The sequence below is a fragment of the Micromonospora sp. NBRC 107095 genome, from assembly GCF_030269705.1.
GTDB lineage: Bacteria > Actinomycetota > Actinomycetes > Mycobacteriales > Micromonosporaceae > Micromonospora > Micromonospora parva.
In genome coordinates, this window is sequence record NZ_BSTU01000006.1 from 262,032 (window position 1) to 280,363 (window position 18,332).

At 70.9% G+C, this 18,332-nt stretch carries 19 protein-coding genes; 13 read left to right on the forward strand and 6 right to left on the reverse strand.

The window, feature by feature from the left end:
• The first annotated feature begins 7 nt into the window (after positions 1-7).
• Positions 8-796 carry a class I SAM-dependent methyltransferase gene (locus QSK15_RS26925; protein ID WP_285796881.1) on the forward strand — a complete coding sequence of 263 codons (789 nt, stop codon included), beginning with the start codon at positions 8-10 and terminating at the stop codon, positions 794-796.
• Positions 797-831: 35 nt separating this feature from the next.
• On the opposite strand, the gene QSK15_RS26930 is transcribed toward QSK15_RS26925, so the two are convergent.
• Positions 832-1,869, reverse strand: a complete 1,038-nt coding sequence (locus QSK15_RS26930; RefSeq protein WP_285797148.1) for a UDP-N-acetylmuramate dehydrogenase — start codon at positions 1,867-1,869, stop codon at positions 832-834.
• A gap of 114 nt (positions 1,870-1,983) precedes the next feature.
• Here QSK15_RS26930 and QSK15_RS26935 point away from each other — a divergent pair, with 114 nt between their 5' ends.
• The 8 genes from QSK15_RS26935 to QSK15_RS26970 all read left to right on the forward strand — a co-directional run bounded on the left by QSK15_RS26935 (position 1,984) and on the right by QSK15_RS26970 (position 10,029).
• Positions 1,984-2,742, forward strand: a complete 759-nt coding sequence (locus tag QSK15_RS26935) for a maleylpyruvate isomerase family mycothiol-dependent enzyme (RefSeq protein WP_285796882.1) — start codon at positions 1,984-1,986, stop codon at positions 2,740-2,742.
• Positions 2,743-2,926: 184 nt separating this feature from the next.
• Positions 2,927-4,231, forward strand: coding sequence for an ABC transporter substrate-binding protein (locus tag QSK15_RS26940; RefSeq protein WP_285796883.1), 1,305 nt, complete (start codon positions 2,927-2,929; stop codon positions 4,229-4,231).
• 69 nt (positions 4,232-4,300) lie between these two features.
• Positions 4,301-5,299 carry a carbohydrate ABC transporter permease gene (locus QSK15_RS26945; protein WP_285796884.1) on the forward strand — a complete coding sequence of 333 codons (999 nt, stop codon included), beginning with the start codon at positions 4,301-4,303 and terminating at the stop codon, positions 5,297-5,299.
• Positions 5,296-6,129, forward strand: a complete 834-nt coding sequence (locus QSK15_RS26950; RefSeq protein ID WP_285796885.1) for a carbohydrate ABC transporter permease — start codon at positions 5,296-5,298, stop codon at positions 6,127-6,129. Before QSK15_RS26945 ends, QSK15_RS26950 begins: the two co-directional genes overlap by 4 nt.
• A complete protein-coding gene (locus QSK15_RS26955) occupies positions 6,126-7,538 on the forward strand; it encodes a GH1 family beta-glucosidase (RefSeq protein WP_285796886.1) in 1,413 nt (470 codons plus the stop codon). The genes QSK15_RS26950 and QSK15_RS26955 overlap by 4 nt, the downstream gene beginning before the upstream one ends.
• A gap of 19 nt (positions 7,539-7,557) precedes the next feature.
• On the forward strand, positions 7,558-8,565 hold the full coding sequence (locus QSK15_RS26960) for a LacI family DNA-binding transcriptional regulator (protein ID WP_285796887.1): 1,008 nt from the start codon (positions 7,558-7,560) through the stop codon (positions 8,563-8,565).
• A gap of 152 nt (positions 8,566-8,717) precedes the next feature.
• The gene (locus QSK15_RS26965) at positions 8,718-9,131 is read left to right on the forward strand and encodes a RidA family protein (protein WP_285796888.1); all 414 of its coding nucleotides are present in this window, start codon (positions 8,718-8,720) and stop codon (positions 9,129-9,131) included.
• A gap of 1 nt (position 9,132) precedes the next feature.
• A complete protein-coding gene (locus QSK15_RS26970; protein ID WP_285796889.1) occupies positions 9,133-10,029 on the forward strand; it encodes a GNAT family N-acetyltransferase in 897 nt (298 codons plus the stop codon).
• 16 nt (positions 10,030-10,045) lie between these two features.
• Here QSK15_RS26970 and QSK15_RS26975 read toward each other — a convergent pair whose 3' ends face one another.
• From QSK15_RS26975 to QSK15_RS26995, 5 genes are all read right to left on the reverse strand, one after another.
• Positions 10,046-10,630: a TetR/AcrR family transcriptional regulator gene (locus QSK15_RS26975; RefSeq protein ID WP_285796890.1), complete on the reverse strand. Its 585-nt coding sequence runs from the start codon at positions 10,628-10,630 to the stop codon at positions 10,046-10,048.
• Between the two features lie 64 nt (positions 10,631-10,694).
• On the reverse strand, positions 10,695-11,426 hold the full coding sequence (locus tag QSK15_RS26980) for an ABC transporter ATP-binding protein (RefSeq protein WP_285796891.1): 732 nt from the start codon (positions 11,424-11,426) through the stop codon (positions 10,695-10,697).
• On the reverse strand, positions 11,423-12,553 hold the full coding sequence (locus tag QSK15_RS26985; protein WP_285797149.1) for an ABC transporter permease: 1,131 nt from the start codon (positions 12,551-12,553) through the stop codon (positions 11,423-11,425). Before QSK15_RS26985 ends, QSK15_RS26980 begins: the two co-directional genes overlap by 4 nt.
• A gap of 647 nt (positions 12,554-13,200) precedes the next feature.
• Positions 13,201-13,716 carry an O-acetyl-ADP-ribose deacetylase gene (locus tag QSK15_RS26990; RefSeq protein ID WP_285796892.1) on the reverse strand — a complete coding sequence of 172 codons (516 nt, stop codon included), beginning with the start codon at positions 13,714-13,716 and terminating at the stop codon, positions 13,201-13,203.
• 1 nt (position 13,717) lies between these two features.
• Complete coding sequence (locus QSK15_RS26995; RefSeq protein WP_285796893.1) at positions 13,718-14,548, reverse strand: EI24 domain-containing protein; 831 nt, start codon at positions 14,546-14,548, stop codon at positions 13,718-13,720.
• Positions 14,549-14,746: 198 nt separating this feature from the next.
• On the opposite strand from QSK15_RS26995, the gene QSK15_RS27000 reads away from it, so the two are divergent.
• From QSK15_RS27000 to QSK15_RS27015, 4 genes are all read left to right on the forward strand, one after another.
• A complete protein-coding gene (locus QSK15_RS27000) occupies positions 14,747-15,655 on the forward strand; it encodes an ABC transporter ATP-binding protein (protein WP_285796894.1) in 909 nt (302 codons plus the stop codon).
• Between the two features lie 12 nt (positions 15,656-15,667).
• On the forward strand, positions 15,668-16,402 hold the full coding sequence (locus QSK15_RS27005) for an ABC transporter permease (protein WP_285796895.1): 735 nt from the start codon (positions 15,668-15,670) through the stop codon (positions 16,400-16,402).
• Positions 16,403-16,479: 77 nt separating this feature from the next.
• Positions 16,480-17,682, forward strand: a complete 1,203-nt coding sequence (locus tag QSK15_RS27010; protein WP_285796896.1) for a sensor histidine kinase — start codon at positions 16,480-16,482, stop codon at positions 17,680-17,682.
• Complete coding sequence (locus tag QSK15_RS27015; protein WP_285796897.1) at positions 17,679-18,320, forward strand: response regulator; 642 nt, start codon at positions 17,679-17,681, stop codon at positions 18,318-18,320. Before QSK15_RS27010 ends, QSK15_RS27015 begins: the two co-directional genes overlap by 4 nt.
• Positions 18,321-18,332 lie beyond the last annotated feature (12 nt).

Here is an 18,332-nt window from a genome sequence, read left to right on the forward strand (position 1 = left end):
GGTCGACATGAGCCCTACAGCGCGGCGGCGACCGTTCGGGGTGGTCACGCGCGGCACGACGAACCCGAACCGACTTCGCCGGGTGGACAACTGGATCGTCGCGACCTGCGCCGACCGGCTGCTGGCGGCGGACGACCCGCTGGTGGTCGACCTCGGTTACGGCGCCACCCCGGTGACCGCCGTGGAGCTGCGCGCCCGGCTGGCGGCCGGGGTGCGTCCGGACGTTCGGCTGGTCGGGTTGGAGATCGACGCGGCCCGGGTGGCAGCTGCGGCACCGGCCGCCGATCCACCCGGGCTGACGTTCGCCCGGGGTGGTTTCGAGCTGGCCGGGCTCCGGCCGGTGCTGGTCCGCGCGTTCAACGTGCTGCGACAGTACGACGAGAGCGAGGTGGCCGAAGCCTGGCGGACGATGACCGCCGCGCTCGCCCCCGGTGGAGTGCTCGTCGAGGGCACGTGTGACGAGTTGGGGCGGCTCGCCAGCTGGCTGCTGATCGACGCCGAGGGCCCACGGACGCTGACCCTGGCCGCGAAGCTCACCACGCTGGGCAGCCCTGCCGAGCTGGCCGAGCGGCTACCCAAGGCGTTGATCCACCGGAACGTGCCCGGTGAGCCGGTGCACGCGCTGATCCGCGCCCTGGACGACGCCTGGCAGGCCGCCGCCCCGTACGCCACCTTCGGCCCCCGCCAACGCTGGCTGCGAGCGGTGACCCAGCTCCGCGAGGAGGGCTGGCCGATCCTCGACACCCGCACCCGCTGGCGCCACGGCGAGCTGACCCTCCCCTGGCCCCTCCCCTGACCCGGAGGTAGGCCCGCTTTAGGCCCGCTCCCAGGTCAGAGGGTGCAGTTGACGAGGACGGGTTCGGGGTGCAGGGTCACGCCGAAGCGGGCGTGCACCTGGTCACGGATGGTGGCCGCGAGGGCGAGCAGGTCGCTGGTGTGGGCGGTGCCGCTGCGATTGGTCAGCGCCAGGGTGTGCTTGCTGGAGATGGCCACCCCACCCTCGCCCGGGTGGCCCTTGGCGAAGCCGGCCTTGTCGATCAGCCAGGCGGCGCTCACCTTCACCAGGCCGTCCGCGCCGGGCCAGGCGGGCGGGTCGCCCAACTCGGTGGCGCGTTCCACCAGGTGGTCGTACGTCGCCCGGTCGAGCACCGGGTTGGTGAAGAAGGAGCCGACCGAGCGGGTGTCCGGGTCGTTGGCGTCGAGCACCATCCCCTTGCCCGCGCGCAGCCGCAGCACCGCCGCCCGGGCGTCCGCCAGTGGCACCTGGTCACCCACCTCGACGCCGAGCGCCCTGGCCAGTTCCGCGTAGCGCACCGGCCCGGACAGTGGGGATCTGGTGAGCCGGAAGTCGACCGAGAGCACCACCCACCGGTCCACGTACTTGAAGATGCTGCCCCGGTAGGCGAAGCCGCAGTCGGCGGCGGGGATGACCTGGCGGGTGCCCTGGATCCGGTCGTACACCTCGACGCCGGTGATCGTCTCGGCGACCTCCTGGCCGTACGCGCCGACGTTCTGGATCGGGGTGGCGCCGGTCGAGCCGGGGATCCCGGAGAGGCACTCCAGCCCGGACCAGCCGTTGGCGACAGTGGTGGCCACCAGGTCGTCCCATGGCTCGCCGGCGTCGACCCGTACGGTGACCGAGGTGGCGTCCTCGGCGATGACCCGCACGCCACGGGAGCGCACCAGGACGACGGTGCCGGGGAAGCCGGCGTCGCCGATCACCACGTTGCTGCCCCCGGCGAGGATCAGGACGGGCTCTGCCGCGGTCCGCACCGCGCGGACGATCTCGTCGGCGCTGCCGGCGGCCACGATCCGCGCGGCCGGTCCACCCGTTCGCAGGGTGGTGTAGCCGGCGAGTGGACCGGGGATGGCACGATCGGCGTCGGTTGTCGGCTGGGCGGAGGCGTCTGGCACGCCCTTCACCTTAGGCTGACAATTAGCCGTGGCACCCACTGGTCGCCCGGCACCCCCGGGAGGATGGCGATGAGCAGACTGCAGGGCAGCAAGGATTTCTGGATCGGGGCGCTCCGGACGGAGGGTCCGGCTTTCGCCGCGGCGGTGGCCGAGGCGCCGCCGGAGACACCGGTGCTGTCCTGTCCGGGCTGGACGGTGAACGACCTCACGCTGCACATGGCCGGCATCTACCAGTGGGTTTCGTCGTTTGCCGGGACCGGCCAGACCAGCCAGCCGCCTCGGCGGGAGAAGCTTGAGGCCGATCCGGGCGTGGACGCGCTCCAGTTGTGGCAGCAGGGTTACGACCGGGTGATGACCCTCTTCGACGGGCTCGACCCGGAGGCACCGGCGTGGAACTGGGCGCCCCAGCCGAAGAAGGCCGGTTTCTGGCCGCGTCGGATGGCGCACGAGACGGCTGTGCACCGCTGGGACGCGCAGCTCGCCATCGCGGCTGGTGACCCGGTGGAGGCGAAGCTCGCCGCCGACGGGGTGAGCGAGGTGCTGGACACCTGGCTCCCGGCGGGCCGGCGGCAGGTGCCGGGTGACTGGCACGGGGTGGTGCAGCTCTGCGCGACGGACGCGGCCCAGGAGTGGTATCTGCGGCTGCGCGGCGAGGGGGTGGCGCTGCTCGACACCGCGACCATCTTCGACCACGACGATCATCACGCCCGTGCCCAGGTCAGCGGCACCGCGAGCGATCTGCTGCTGGCGTTGTGGGGGCGGGTGAGTTTCGAAACGCTTGATGTCGTCGGCGACCGCACCCTGCTGGACGGTCTGCGCACCGGCTGACCGACCCGTCACGAACGAGGGCGTCACCCCCATCCGGGGGTGGCGCCCTCGTCGGTGTGGGGCCGGCCTCGTGACCTCGTGAGAGCGCTCTCTTGACAGCGGGTCAGCGACCTACCACAGTGTCGTGAGAGCGCTCTCTGAATCATCTGCCACCACCCGCCCGCCTTGAGAGAGGTCGAAACCCATGGCTGTCTTCCCGCGCCGCCGCCTCGCCGCGGTGGCCCTCGCCGCCACCACCGCCCTGCTCGTCACCGCTGGCTGCGGCGGCGGCGACGAGCAGGGCGACGGGCCGATCACCTTGACCGTCGACGTCTTCGGCCAGTTCGGCTACGAGCAGCTCTACCAGGAGTACATGGCCGCGAACCCGGACGTGAAGATCGTCGAGCGGGGCACCGGCACCAACCTCGACGAGTACTCGCCGAAGCTGACCCAGTGGCTCGCCGCCGGCCGGGGGGCCGGTGACGTGGTGGCCATCGAGGAAGGGCTGCTGGTCGAGTACAAGGCCAACCCCGACAACTTCGTCAACCTGCTGGACCACGGGGCCGCCGACCTCAAGGGCAACTTCCTCGAGTGGAAGTGGAACGCCGGCCTGACCGCCGACGGCAAGCAGCTCATCGGCCTCGGCACCGACGTCGGCGGCATCGCCATGTGCTACCGCAAGGACCTCTTCTCGAAGGCCGGCCTGCCCACCGAGCGGGACGCCGTCTCCAAGCTCTGGCCCACCTGGCCGGATTACATCGCCACCGGCGAGAAGTTCGTCGCGGCCAAGACCGGGGCGTCCTTCCTCGACGCGGCCACCAACACCTTCAACACCATCCTGCTGCAGACCGCTGGAAACACGACCGGCTACAGCTACTACGACACCAGCAACAACCTGGTCGTCGACAGCAACCCGTCGGTACGGCAGGCGTGGGACACCACGATGGACATCATCGACTCCGGCCTCTCCGGAAAGTACGGATCGTGGTCCGAGGAGTGGGTCTCCGCCTTCAAGCAGTCGAAGTTCGCCACAATCGCCTGCCCCGCCTGGATGACCGGCGTCATCGAGGCCAACGCCGGCACCGGCGCCCAGGGCAAGTGGGACATCGCCCAGGTGCCCGGCAACGGTGGCAACTGGGGTGGGTCGCACCTCGCCGTGCCGAAGCAGAGCAAGCACCAGGCCGAGGCGATCGAGCTGGCCAAGTTCCTCACCAGCGCCAAGGGTCAGATCGGCGCGTTCAAGGCCAAGGGTCCGCTGCCCTCCTCGCCGCAGGCGCTCGACGACCCGGCGATCACCGGCGCGAAGAACGCGTACTTCTCCGACGCGCCCGTGGGCACCATCTTCGGCGCTGGTGCGAAGAGCCTCAAGCCGGTCTACATGGGCCCGAAGAACCAGGCCGTCCGGACCGAGGTGGAGAACGCCGTACGGACCGTGGAGTTGGGCCAGCGCAGCCCGGCGCAGGGCTGGACCGACGCGGTGACCAACGCGAAGAAGGCCGCCGCCAAGTAGCCCAACCAGCGTGCGGGCGGGCTCCGGCGACCGGAGTCCCGCCCGCACGGCGGAAAGGAGTTTCCGGGCATGACAGTCCAGCTCGACGCCCGCCCACCGGTCGCACCGGCGGCCGGCACCCCCCGCCGCTCCTCGGGTCGGCTCAGCCGACTCGACACCCGGTTCTCGCCGTACCTCTACATCGCCCCGTTCTTCCTGATCTTCGCGATCTTCGGGGCCTACCCGCTGGCGTACACCTTCTGGGTCTCGCTGCACGACTGGGACCTGCTCGGTGCCGACCACCCCTTCATCGGGGCGGAGAACTACACCCGGCTGCTGGCCGACCCGGACTTCTGGCACGCGCTGGTCAACACGCTCGGAATCTTCGTCATCTCGACCGTCCCGCAGTTGCTCGCCGCGCTCTGGCTGGCCAACCTGCTCAACCGCGGCCTGCGGGCCCGCACCGGCTGGCGGATGGCGGTGCTCGTCCCCAACGTGACCTCCACGGCCGCGGTGGCGATCGTGTTCGGGGTCCTGTTCGGCCGCGAGTTCGGGATGGTCAACTGGCTGCTCGACCTGGTGGGGCTGGACGCGATCGAGTGGAAGTCCAACCGGTTCGCCTCCTGGGTGGCCATCTCCGCCATGGTCGACTGGCGGTGGACCGGCTACAACGCGCTGATTCTGCTGGCCGCGATGCAGGCCATCCCCCGCGACCTGTACGAGGCCGCGGCGATCGACGGCGCCAGCCGGGTCCGACAGTTCTGGTCGGTCACCGTGCCACTGCTCAAGCCCACGATCATCTTCTGCACCATCATCGCCACCATCGGCGGTCTCCAGCTCTTCACCGAGCCCCGGATGTTTCACTCCGGCACCAACCCGATCCGCGGCGGACCGCTGCGGGAGTCGCAGACCCTGACCATGTACATGTTCGAGAACGCCTTCGCCCCGCACTACAACTTCGGGTACGGCTCGGCAGTGGCCTGGCTGCTCTTCGCGCTCATCGCGATCGTGGCGCTGGTCAACGTGCTGATCCTGCGCCGGCTCGGCGGCCGGTCGGGGCCCGACGGACGAAAGGGAGCGGCGCGATGAGCCGGCTCTGGCGGGCCAGCCCGCTCACCTACCTGGCCCTGGTCGTCGCGGCCGGCCTGTCGATCTTTCCGATCTGGTGGATGCTCGTCGTCGCCAGCCGTTCCAACGACGCGATGGGTCAGCTGCCACCGCCGATCACCCCCGGCGGCAACCTGGGCGCGAACATCGCCCGACTGTTCGACAACACCGACGCGTACTTCGCGACCGGCCTGATCAACTCGGTGATCGTCGCCAGCACGGTGACCGTCTCCGTGGTGTTCTTCTCCAGTCTGGCCGGGTTCGCCTTCGCCAAGCTGCGGTTCCGGGGCCGTAACGCCCTGCTGCTGGTGATCATCGCAACCATGATGGTGCCGACCCAGCTCGGCCTGATCCCGCTCTACCTGTTGATGAGCAAGCTGCACTGGAACGACCGGCTGCCGGCGGTCATCGTGCCGGTGCTGGTCACCGGGTTCGGGGTGTTCATGATGCGGCAGTACGCGGGCCAGGCCATCAGCGACGAACTGATCGAGGCCGCCCGGATGGACGGCTGCGGCACCGCCCGGATCTGGTGGCATGTGGTGGTTCCCGCGCTGCGTCCGGCCGCCGCCGTGCTCGGCCTGCTCACGTTCATGACCACCTGGAACGACTTCCTGTGGCCGTACGCTGTGCTGAACGATCCGGCGAATCCGACAGTGCAACTGTCCCTACGAGCCCTGTCGGACGGGTACTACCAGGACATGTCGCAGGTGTTCACCGGAACTGCCATCGCGACGCTGCCCCTCCTGCTGGTCTTCGTGTTGTTCGGCCGGCAGATCATCGGCGGGATCATGGAAGGTGCGGTCAAGGCGTGAGCGAGCACAGCGAGCAATCCGACAAGCACGACAACGAGATCCGGTTTCCCGAGCACTTCCTCTGGGGGGCGGCCACCGCCGCGTACCAGATCGAGGGTGCGGCCCGCGACGACGGCCGCGGTCCGTCCATCTGGGACACCTTCAGCCGTACGCCGGGCAAGGTTTACCAGGGCCACACCGGCGACGTCGCCTGCGACCACTACCACCGGTACGCCGACGATGTGGCGCTGATGGCCGAGCTGGGCCTGCGGGCGTACCGGTTCTCGGTCGCCTGGCCCCGGATCCAGCCCGACGGCACCGGCCCGGCCAACCCCCGTGGGCTGGACTTCTACGACCGGCTCACCGACACGCTGCTCGACCGGGGGATCGACCCGATCGTCACCCTCTACCACTGGGACCTGCCGCAGGCCCTCGAAGACCGGGGTGGCTGGACCAACCGGGACACCGCCGAGCACTTCGCCACCTACGCCACGGCGGTGTACGCCCGCCTCGGCGACCGGATCGACGTGTGGACCACGCTCAACGAGCCGTGGTGCTCGGCCTACCTCGGTTACGGCAACGGCGTGCACGCTCCGGGTGAGCGGAACCCGGCGGCGGCCTTCACCGCCGTACACCATCTTCTGCTCGGGCACGGCCTGGCGGCGCGGGCGTTGCGGGCGGCCGGCGCGCGCAGCGTGGGCATCACCGTCAACCCGGCCGACGTGCGCCCGGCCGACCCGCAGAGCGCTGCCGACGCCGCCGCGGTCCGCCTGGTGGACGGCCTGCACAACCGGATCTTCCTGGACCCGCTGCTGGCCGGCGGTTACCCGGACGACGTCCGCGAGCACGTGGCCCGGATCGTCGAGCCGACGTTCATCCGCGACGGCGACGAGAAGCTGATCGCCGCCCCGATCGACCTGCTCGGCATCAACTACTACGCCCCGGGTTACGTGGCCGGGCGGCCCGACGGGGCCGGCAACGACGCGTACCCTGGCACCGAGGGCGCGGTGCACTTCCTGCCGCCGGCCGGCCCGCTCACCGACATGGGTTGGATGATCGAGCCGGCGGGTCTCACCCGGCTGCTGGAGCGGATCGCCGCCGACTACCCCGGGGTGCCGCTGCTGATCACCGAGAACGGTGCGGCGTTCCCCGACAAGCCCGGCACCGACTCGCCCGACGGCCCGGCCCAGGTGATCGACGCCGATCGGATCGCCTACCTCGACGGGCACCTGCGCGCGGCGCACGAGGCGATCTCCCGGGGCGTGGACCTGCGTGGTTATCTCGTATGGTCATTCCTGGACAACTTCGAATGGGCGGAGGGTTACCGCAAGCGGTTCGGGATCGTGCACGTCGACTACCTGACCCAGCGGCGCACACCGAAGGCCAGCGCCCGGTGGTACCAGGAGGTGATCTCCCGGAACGGGCTGTGACGAGCGGGGGGAAGGCGCGATGACGACGGCGCAGCGGCCGACGCTCGAGGCGGTGGCGGCGCGGGCCGGGGTGTCCCGCGCCACCGTCTCGCGGGTGGTCAACGGCTCCACCACCGTCGCCGAGCCGATCCGCGAGGCGGTCACCCGGGCGGTCGCCGAGTTGGGGTACGTCCCCAACCTGGCCGCCCGCAGCCTGGTCACCCAACGCACCGACTCGGTCGCCCTGGTCATGCCGGAGGCCGCCACCCGGGTCTTCTCCGACGACCAGGTCTTCCCCGGCATCATCAGGGGTGTCAGTCAGGAGCTGGAGGCGGCCGACAAGCAACTGGTGCTGATGCTCGCCGGCTCGCCGGCCGGGCACCAACGGGTCGAGCGGTACACGACCGGCCGGCATGTCGACGGTGTGCTCTTCGCGTCGCTGCACGGTGCCGACCCGTTGCCCGGCACACTGGCCCGGCTCGGCATCCCGGTGGTGGTCAGTGGTCGGCCCCTCGGCGACGTGCCCGTCCCGTACGTCGACGTCGACCACGTGGCCGGGGTGACGGCAGCCGTCCGATACATGATCGACAGCGGTCGCCGACGGATCGCGACCATCGCCGGCCCACAGGACATGGTCGCCGGGATCGAACGTCTCAGCGGCTACCGCAGCACTGTCGCCGACGCGGGGCTGCCCGAGTTGGTCGCCATCGGTGACTTCACCCGGGAGTCCGGGTCGGCGGCGATGCGGCGCCTGCTCACCGAGCATCCCGACCTGGACGGCGTCTTCGCCGCCTCCGACCTGATGGCGCACGCCGCGCTGCGGACGCTGCGCGAGGCCGGTCGGCGGGTGCCCGAGGACGTGGCGGTGGTCGGCTTCGACGACATCGAGACCGCCGCGTACACCGAGCCGCCACTGACCACCGTCCGGCAGCCGATCGTGGAACTCGGCCGTCGGATGACCCGCCAACTGCTCCGGCTGGCCGCCGGGGAGACCATCGAGCCGGCGGTCATGCTCCCCACCGAGTTCATCCGCCGCGCGTCGGCGTGACCTGCTTCGCCCGTCTCCCGCCCCGCTTCAAGATCCGCGCAACTTCGGTGTTGTTGCTGCTTCCCGGCGTCGGGAGGCAGCAACAACACTGAAGTTGCTGCCTGGCGCGTTAATGCGTCGCCGCCGTGCGCGATCGTCGTTAGCCTCGCGGCATGCCGGAACCTGTCGCGCTGTTGCGCGTCCCCGCCCTCTCCGACGTCGCCGAGTACGCCTACGCGGCCACCGTCGACGCACCCGCCCGACTGGTGTTCACCGCTGGGGCGTGCCCGTTGGACGCCGAGGGACGCACTGTCGCGCCGGGCGATCACGCGGCGCAGGCCCGGCAGGTGATGACGAACCTGACGACCGCTCTCGACGCGGCCGGCGCGCGGCTGACCGACGTCGTGAAGACCACCGTCTACGTGGCGTCGTCGCAGCAGAAGGACCTGGTCACCGTGTGGGAGGTGGTGCGGGACTTCTTCGGCGACCACGATCCGCCCAGCACCCTGCTCGGGGTGGCGGTGCTCGGCTACACCGACCAGCTCGTCGAGGTCGAGGCCGTCGCCGCCGTCCGGACGGGGGCCTGACATGCGGATCCGGGCGGCACGGCCCGACGACGCGCCGGGCGTGGTGGCACTGCGGGCGACGGTCTACCCGTACCTGGTGCGCGGGGTCGAGTCGACCCGCACGATGATCGCCGAACCGCCGCCCGAGGAGGACTGGACCGCCTTCGTGGCCGAGGTCGACAACCAGGTGGTCGGCTGGGTGTCCGCCGAACGCATCGGCACGACGTCGATAGCGAACGTCGGCGGCATCAACCTGCTGCACGTACACCCGGAACATCGGCGACGCGGCATCGGCAGCGGGCTGCTGACAGCCGCGACAAACTACCTCCGCCCGTTGGGAGTCCGCCGGGTGCGTGCCACCGCACAACCGGAGGCGCTGCCGTTCGCCCGCCGGCACGGCTACGAGCCCAGCCGCGAGGTGCGCTACTCGGCGCTCGATCTGGACCAGGCGCCCGCGCTGCCCGAGCCACCGCCGGGCGTACGGCTGCACCCGATCGCCGACCTGGACCCGCACCTGCTGTACGCGGCGGACGTGGCCTCGGCCGTCGACGAGCCGGGCGACGTGCCGGTCGACAGCAAGAGCTACCAGAGCTGGCAGTACGACGTCTGGGACAACCTCGGCCTGGACAAGACGGCCAGCGTCGCCGCCGAGGTCGACGGCGAGGTCGTCGCGTTCAGTCTGGTGAAGCAAGACGGGGACCGGATGTGGTCGGACTACACCGGCAGCATCCCGGCGTACCGGGGGCGCGGGCTGGCCCGACTGGCCAAGACGGCGGCGCTGCACCGGGCCGCCGCCAACGGCGTGCGCGTCGCGTACACCTCGAACGACGAGGCGAACGCACCGATGCTGGCGATCAACGCCCGGCTCGGCTACCGCCCGGTGGCGTCCCAGTGGACCTGTCTGGCGGAGCTGACCTGACCGGTGGGCCGGAGCCTCAGCGGCTGTCGCGGTCGAGGTACGGGCTGAGGAGTTCGCGGGCGAGGCTGGTCGCCTTGTTCAGCGCGAGCCCTCCCTCGATCATTCGACTCAGCGCGTAGACGATCGACTGCACCAGTTCGGCCACCCGGACCGGGTCCGAGGAGCCGTGGTCGGTGAGCGCGGCGCGCAGCGGGGCTTCCAGGCGGTCGTGCATGAGCCGGCTGGAGCTGGCGAGTGCCTCGCTGCTGCCGGCTGACGCGAGCGCGCGGGCCAACGCGTGGTCGCCTCGGGCAACCAGTTGCAGGTTGGAGTCCACGTACGCCTGGATCTTCTGGCCGGGCGTGCCGGCCGCCTCCATGCGCTTCTCGACATAGGCCGACCAGCGGGGGAACGTGTCGGCGACGAGGGCGTCGAACATGTCGGCGCGGGACTTGAAGTACGAATAGACGCTGGAGCGGGCCAGGCCGGCGTGCTGGGCGACCTCGGCCAGGCCGGGGATCTGCTCGGGGTGTTTCGACAGCAGGGTGCGGGCCGCGTCGAGCAGCGCCGCACGTTGGGATGCCCGGTGCTCGGCGACGGTCGCGGCCTGGATCTTCGGCACGCCACCCCCTTGTCCCGGACGGGCGTGACCTACCTGGTCCTGCGCCCGCACCCTGCCGTCGTGGTCAGCTGCTGGCCGCGAGCTTGCCGTCGACCATCTCGTAAACGGTGTCACAGTACTGCAGCACATCGTGGTCGTGAGTGACCATGACCACCGCGACCGACCGCTGCCGGGCCTCATGGGCCAGCAGTCGCACGATCTCGTGGCTGCGTGCCCGGTCCAGCGCCGCCGTCGGTTCGTCGACCAACAGCACGCTGGGCTCGGTGACCAGTGCGCGGGCGATCCCGACGCGCTGGCGCTCACCGCCCGACATCTGGTGGGGGCGCCGGTCGGCCTTGTCCGCCATGCCGACGTCCGCGAGCAGTTCCAGCGGGTCACGGCCGGACCGCTGCGACCTCGACCCCAGCCGCAGGGGCAGCCGCACCTGGTCGGCGGCGGTCAACGCCGGCAGCAGGTTGCCCGACTGGAACACGAACCCCACGTGCTGGCGGCGCAGCTCCGTCCGGGTCCGGCGACTCGGCACTGTCATGTCCTGACCGGCAACGGTGACGGTGCCCTGGTCGGGCCGGGCCAGGCCGCCGGCGACGGCGAGCAGGCTGGACTTGCCCGCACCCGACGGACCCACGACCGCGGCGAGTTCGCCGGGTCGCACCGTCAGGTCGACGTCGTCGAGCGCCTGTACGGTCTCGGCGGCGTTGCCGTGCCGCAGGGACACCGCACGCATCACCAGCCCGAGCCGGTCGGACGCGTCTTCGGCGGGTGCGGTCGAAGCGGTCGGAGCGGGACGGCTGCTCATCGGTTTCCTCCCAGAGCGGTGGCAGGGTCGACAGAGGTGATGCGGATGACCGCCGCGCCGGCCCCCACCAGGCCGAGGACGACGAGGCCGACCCCGGCGGCGGAGATGCTCGGCATGCTCAACGCGAACGGGATGCCGCTGCCGGTGATCAGGGCGCCGAGCGCGAGACCGAGCCCGACGCCGGTGGCCACAGCCGCCGCCAGCAGCACGAACGCCTGCGTCAGCGCGTCCCGCAGCACCCAACCGGTCGAGGCGCCCAGGGCCCGCAGGACGGCCACCTCGGGCTTGCGTTGGATCGCCCACACCGCGAAGAACGCTCCGGCGACCAGCGCGGAGATCGCGTAGAGGAATCCCTGGATCAGTTGCAGGGTCGTCGTCTCGGCGGTGTATCCCGGCGAGGCGCCGTAGGACTCCTTCAGGGTCAGGCTCTCGGTGCCGGCCGCGGTGTCCCCCGCGGTCAGATCGACGGACTTCCCGTCGGCCGCGCGCACCGCCACCGCAGTGATCTCCGTTGCGGCGCGCTGCGGCACCGCCGTGCCCGGGGCGGTGCCGGACTTGATGGCCTGCCACGCCGCCAGCGGCACGTACGCCACGTCCACGTGCCCGAAGGTGTCCTGCTGTTCGGTGACGCCGACGACCCGCAGGCGGGTGCCGAGCCGGTCGATGGTGACGATGTCGCCCATCTGCAGGCCCGCGTCCAGCGCCGTGGGGCTCACCACGATGCCGTCCTCGGTGCCCAGCCGGTCACCCTGGCCGACCGGGGGCGACAGGAACGAGTCGGGCTGGACGCCGAACAACGCCAGGTCGACCTCGGTTCCCCGATCGGTACGCGTGTTCACGAGTGTGTTGCCGAACGGCGTCGCGTCGGCGACGCCCGGCTGGGCGGCCCACTCGTCCACCGCCGTCATGTCCACCACGCTGCGGGAGAACGCGGAGTCGCGCTGCACGTCCTGCGCGAAGGCGAAGGACGTGACCGGCAGGTTCTGCAACCCGGACACACCATCGCGGACCAGCCCGACCGACAGCCCGGACAGCATCACCATCAGCACGGCGATCAGCGCGATCACCGCGCCCATCAGAGCGAACCGCAACCGGGCGAAGTTCAGCTCACGAATAGCGAGGAACATCAGAGCCCACCCACAGAGTTTATCGACATCATGTCGACATGTTACCAACATGCTGTTGGCAAGATGGACGTGTGCAGGTGTCGCCCCCACCACACGACATCCTGCGAAACAGCCTGGACGAGCTGACCGTGGACGCCGGCCAGGCCGCCAGTCGTCGTACGTGTTCCACTCCAACTCGCGGATGACCCGCACGGTGATCGGGCGCAGGAACTGCACGCTCGCGGTGGCCGACAGGCGTAGCAGGTCGCCTGCCCGGAACGTCGATCCTGGTGCTGCGGCCATGTCTCCCCGGTGGACTAGGAGGCCGCCCCTGAGTGCTCGCCCACGGGGCGACCCCGGCTGACACCGCCGCCGGGCTACACCTCCAGCAGCAGTGCCGCTCACCTGAAGACTGCCGAGCGGAGCTGGACGGCTACACCCCGTAGATATACGTTCGGTAGACGTTAGGGACGTCCAGTGGGAGGCGACCATGAGAACCGGCGGACCGGCGGAACCAGCGCGACCGGCGAAACCGGCGCGACCGGCGGTGGCGACGGGACCGGAAGCGCCGCGCGAGGCCCGTCGCGTGTCGAATCCTCGATCAGTGATGCTGGCCAGCTCCCCACGGTGACTGGAGACTGGTCGGGATCACGTGATCACGCTGCCGCCTACGCCGCCTCGAAGACCTCGCGGGCCGTCGCGTGCGTGTCGGCGCCGAAGAGCACCAGCCGAGCCTCGGTGACGGTGGCCGGGGAGGCCGAGCGCAGCACCGACAGCGCCTGCCGGACCGCGTCGTCGACCGGCCAGCCGTAGATGCCGGCGGAGATCAACGGGAAGGCGAGCGTCACCGCGCCCAACTCGTCGGCCACCCGCAGACTGTTGGCATAGCAGTCCCGCAGCAGCGCCGAGCGGTCCTCGTCGGCCGACCAGACCGGCCCGACGGTGTGGATGACCCAGCGGGCCGGCAGCTCACCGGCCGTCGTCGCCACGGCCTGACCCGTGGGCAGGCCCCGACCGTACCGGGACGCCCGCAGCGCCCGGCACTCGGCCAGGATCGCCGGGCCGCCACGGCGGTGGATGGCACCGTCGACCCCGCCGCCGCCGAGCAGGGACGAGTTCGCGGCGTTCACGACGGCGTCCACCCGCTCGGCGGTGATGTCGCCCTCGACCAGGACGATCTCCATGTCAGCGCTCCCCGACCGGCCGGTCGGTAGCCGGCGCGGACAGCCGACCGTCGATCGGCTGGCCGAGCGAACGGCGGGCCAGCAACGCCGCGCCGGCCACCGCCGCCGGCATGACCAGCACGGCACCGAGCGGGATCAAGAAGCAGAGGAACACCGCCACCCCGAACCCGAGCGCGGTGGGACGGTCGGCCTTCAGGATCGCCCGACGCTGTGGCAGCCGCATTCCCCGTCGGTAGAACGGCGCTCCGACAAGTTCCACGGCGAGGAACCAGCCGCCCACCGCCGCCCCGATCACCGGAACCACCGTCTGGCCGACCACCGGGATGAAACCGGCAAGGAAGAGGGGGATGCCGACCAGCGCGGTGAGCGCCACCAGGCGTACCGAGTCGGCGACGCTGCGGCGCAGCGACGACCAGAACGGCACGTCCACCGCGCCCGGCGTGCCGCCGTACCGCTGCTCGACCTGCTCGGAGATCTTCTCGTAGAACGGGTCTCCGATGACCAGGGTGACGGCGGTGAAGGTGAGCACTGCCAGCAGGCCACCCACTCCGAGGAAGGCCAGTCCGGCGATCACCCGGACCAGGCTGCGGGCGGTGCTCGACCAGTCGTCGGCGAACGGTGTGACGAGCGCGGCGAGGTCGTCCACGAAGTACACGAGGGTGGCGAACGCCGCCACGAAGAGCGCGCCGGAGATCAGGGCCGGCACGACGCCGAGCAGCATCAGACCGGGGCTACGAACGTAGAGGCCCAGGCCGCGCAGGAGCAGGCCGGCCCCGGCGAGGAAGCGTCCGGCGGCCCCGGTCACCGGGCTGGCGATTCTGCTGACGTCCACGATCGAGCAGCCTAACGAGCGGCCATCGAATCCGCCGGGCGCAGTGCTAGCAACGATGCCCGCGTCGCGCATCAACCGGTTGACGGATGGATGTGATCAACCGGGGCCTCCGGTGATCATCACCGACCGGTCGATTCGCCGCCGGGCCACCCCGACAACCCTTGAGGGGTACGGGAAAAGCGGCAGAAGGGCGGCGAGATGCCGGTCATCGAGGTGACCAGACTGCACAAGCGATACGGCGATCTGGTGGCGGTGGACGAGGTGTCGTTCGCAGTGGAGGCGGGTGAGATCTTCGGTGTCCTCGGCCCGAACGGCGCAGGCAAGACCACCACCGTGGAGTGTGTCGCCGGGCTGCGCGTCCCCGACGGGGGCGGGGTGTCGGTCCTCGGGCTCGACCCCCGCAGGGACGCGGCCCAGCTACGCCAGCGGGTCGGGGTGCAACTCCAGGAGAGCCAACTGCCGGACCAACTCCGGGTGGCCGAGGCCTTGGAAATGTACGCCTCGTTCTATCGCGATCCTGCCGACCCGGCCGAGTTGATCGAGAAGCTGGGTCTCGGCGCGAAGCGGAACACCGCGTACAAGAAGCTCTCCGGTGGTCAGAAGCAGCGACTCTCCATCGCGCTGGCGCTGGTCGGCAACCCGGAGATCGCGATCCTCGACGAGCTGACGACCGGGTTGGACCCGCAGGCTCGACGGGACACCTGGAGCCTCATCGAGCAGGTGCGCAGCAGCGGGGTGACGATCGTGCTGGTCACCCACTTCATGGAGGAGGCCGAACGGCTCTGTGACCGGATTGCGGTGATCGACAGGGGTCGGGTGGTCGCGCTGGACACCCCGGCGGGCCTGGTCGCGTCCGTGGCGCCGGAGCAGCGGGTCCGGTTCCGGCCCTCCGTTCCGATCGACGACCGGCTCCTCACCGACCTGCCCGAGGTCTCCGCGGTGCAGCGCGCCGGCAGCCAGGTGGTGGTGACCGGCACCGGCGAGTTGCTGCACGCGGTCACCTCGGTGCTCGCCCGCCACCAGATCGTCGCCGCCGACCTGCGGTTGGAACAGTCCACCCTCGACGACGCGTTCGTCGAGCTGACCGGGCACCGGCCCGTCGCCTGAGGGAGAACCGACATGCACGCCTTCGGGCAGATCCTGAAGATCGAGACACGACTCTTCCTGCGGGACTTCGGCTCCCCGCTGACCACCATCGTGTTGCCGCTCGCGCTGCTGGTGGTGTTCGGGCTGATCCCGGCGACACGTCAGCCGGAGACCCAGTTCGACGGCCTGTCCTTCATCCAGTACTTCGCCCCCTCACTGCTAGTGATCACGCTCGCCATGTCGGCGGTCAACATCCTGCCCACGGTGCTGGCCACCTACCGGGAACGCGGGGTGCTGCGCCGGCTGGCCACCACCCCGGCCAGCCCCGCCGCGCTGTTGACCGCCCAACTGCTCATCTCGCTCGCCACCATCCTGGTCAGCGCGGTGCTGCTCATCGCGGTGGGCCGGTTGGCGTTCGACGTGCCGTTGCCCCGGCATCCGCTGGGCTTCGCACTTGCCCTCCTGCTCGGCACGGGGGCCCTGCTGGCGCTCGGCCTGCTCGTGGCGGCGGTGGCGCGGACGGCCAAGTCGGCACAGGCGATGGCGGTGCCGCTGTTCATGGCGGTCATGTTCTTCGGTGGCGTCTACGTGCCCCGATTCCTCCTGCCGGACTTTCTGGTCCGGATCGGCGACTACACGCCACCCGGGGTCCAGGCGCTGCTCGACGCGTGGACCGGGGCGTCGCCACACCTGTCGCACCTCGGGATAATGGCGGTGGTCGCCATGGCGGCCGGCGCCGGCGCGGCAAAATTGTTCCGCTGGGAGTGATCGGGGATTCGATGGCCAGCAGCGGTGAGCACGACCGTCTGACCAGGTGGCGCAGGAACGAGGCGACTCTCTATCGCGTGGTTCCCTACGGCGGTCTGGCGTTGGGCACCCTGCTGGCCCTCGTCGCACCGGCACCCCACCATCTCGGCGCGCTGCCCACCCTCGCCATCGCCCTGGCGGCCGGATGCTGGGTCGCCTGGTTCGTCACGGTGCACCCCGGCTGGCAGAGCCGGCGCGGGCTGATGGCGGTCTACTACGCCGGGTTGCTCACCTTCGCCGCAGCGCTGGTGGTGGCCAGCCCGTGGTACGGCTTCTTCGCCTGGATCGGTTACATCCACGCCTTTCCGGTCCTGCCCAGGCGCTGGCGGATCGCCGGGGTGATCGCCACAGCCACCCTCATCGCCACCTCGCAGGGCGGTGGCCTGACGATAGCGATGTCGCACTGGCCGCTCTGGCTGCTGCTGGTGCTCTTCAACCTGGTCGTGGCCGGCTCGGTGAGCTGGTTCGCCATGATCGCCGAACAGGAGGACGCCAAACGAAAGCGGTTGGTGGTGGAACTCGGCGAAGCCAACCGCCAACTCACCGAGACGGTCCGGGAGAACGCCGGGCTACACGCCCAACTGCTCATCCAGGCACGGGAGGCAGGCGTGCTGGACGAACGCCAACGGATGGCGCGGGAGATCCACGACACCCTCGCCCAGGGGTTGGCCGGCATCATCACCCAACTGGAGGCGGCCGAGCAGACCCGCGACCGGTCCGCCGACTGGCGCCGGCACGTCGACAACGGGCTCGCGCTGGCCCGGGAGAGCCTCACCGAGGCCCGCCGCTCGGTGCGGGCGGTCCGCCCGGAGTCGCTGGAGACGGCCCGGCTGCCGGACGCCCTGGTCGAGCTGGGCGGCCGCTGGTCGGCCCTGCACGGGGTACGGGCCGAGGTCGCCACCACCGGCACGCCCCGTCCACTGCACCCGGAGATCGAGGTGACCCTGCTGCGGGCCGCCCAGGAGGCGCTGGCCAACGTGGCCCGGCACGCCGCGGCGTCCCGGGTCGGGCTGACCCTGTCGTACATGGCCGACGTGGTGACCCTGGATGTGCGCGACGACGGGGCCGGCTTCGCGGTCACCGACCAACCGACGTCCCGGGAGCCGACTGGCGGGTACGGGCTGACCGTCATGCGGCAGCGGGTCACCCGGGTCGGCGGCGAGTTGGCGGTCGAGTCCGAGCCGGGCGGCGGCACCGCCATCTCGGCGTCCGTTCCGGCGCTACCCGGAGGTGCCGGTTGACCACCCCGATACGGCTGCTGATCGTCGACGACCATCCGGTGGTGCGGGACGGCCTGCGGGGGATGTTCACCGGCGACCCCGATTTCGAGGTGGTCGGCGAGGCGGCGGACGGTTCGGAGGCGTTGGCCCTGGTCGCGACGCTGCGACCGGACGTGGTGCTGATGGACCTGCGGATGCCCGGGATGAACGGGGTGACCGCCATCGGTCGCCTGGCCCGCGCCGGCAGCACCGCCCGGGTGCTGGTGCTCACCACCTACGACACGGATGCCGACGTGCTGCCGGCGATCGAGGCCGGTGCCACCGGCTACCTGCTCAAGGACACCCCCCGTGAGGACCTGGTTCGCGCGGTACGGGCCGCCGCCCGGGGCGATTCGGTGCTCGCGCCGAGCGTCGCCGGCCGGCTGATGGGCCGGCTGCGCGCGCCGGTCGAGGAGCCGCTGAGCCAGCGTGAGCTGGAGGTGCTCACGATGGTGGCGCGCGGCGCCTCCAACCGGGAGGCGGCGACCCGCCTGTTCATCAGCGAGGCCACCGTCAAGACCCACCTGCTGCACGTGTACGCCAAGCTCGGGGTCAACGACCGGGCCGCCGCGGTGGCCACCGCATACGACAGGGGGTTGCTGACCCCCGGCGGGCGCTGAACGGGGCCGGGC

Bases quoted from the DNA above. Each gene is read 5' to 3' on its own strand.
- QSK15_RS26980 (WP_285796891.1), bottom strand. From the start codon at position 11,426: ATGAGCAGCCGTCCCGCTCCGACCGCTTCGACCGCACCCGCCGAAGAC.
- QSK15_RS27000 (WP_285796894.1), top strand. From the start codon at position 14,747: ATGCCGGTCATCGAGGTGACCAGACTGCACAAGCGATACGGCGATCTG.
- QSK15_RS26970 (WP_285796889.1), top strand. From the start codon at position 9,133: ATGCGGATCCGGGCGGCACGGCCCGACGACGCGCCGGGCGTGGTGGCA.
- QSK15_RS26925 (WP_285796881.1), top strand. From the start codon at position 8: ATGAGCCCTACAGCGCGGCGGCGACCGTTCGGGGTGGTCACGCGCGGC.
- QSK15_RS26945 (WP_285796884.1), top strand. From the start codon at position 4,301: ATGACAGTCCAGCTCGACGCCCGCCCACCGGTCGCACCGGCGGCCGGC.
- QSK15_RS26990 (WP_285796892.1), bottom strand. From the start codon at position 13,716: ATGGAGATCGTCCTGGTCGAGGGCGACATCACCGCCGAGCGGGTGGAC.
- QSK15_RS26940 (WP_285796883.1), top strand. From the start codon at position 2,927: ATGGCTGTCTTCCCGCGCCGCCGCCTCGCCGCGGTGGCCCTCGCCGCC.
- QSK15_RS26985 (WP_285797149.1), bottom strand. From the start codon at position 12,553: ATGTTCCTCGCTATTCGTGAGCTGAACTTCGCCCGGTTGCGGTTCGCT.
- QSK15_RS26950 (WP_285796885.1), top strand. From the start codon at position 5,296: ATGAGCCGGCTCTGGCGGGCCAGCCCGCTCACCTACCTGGCCCTGGTC.
- QSK15_RS26960 (WP_285796887.1), top strand. From the start codon at position 7,558: ATGACGACGGCGCAGCGGCCGACGCTCGAGGCGGTGGCGGCGCGGGCC.
- QSK15_RS27005 (WP_285796895.1), top strand. From the start codon at position 15,668: ATGCACGCCTTCGGGCAGATCCTGAAGATCGAGACACGACTCTTCCTG.
- QSK15_RS26935 (WP_285796882.1), top strand. From the start codon at position 1,984: ATGAGCAGACTGCAGGGCAGCAAGGATTTCTGGATCGGGGCGCTCCGG.
- QSK15_RS26965 (WP_285796888.1), top strand. From the start codon at position 8,718: ATGCCGGAACCTGTCGCGCTGTTGCGCGTCCCCGCCCTCTCCGACGTC.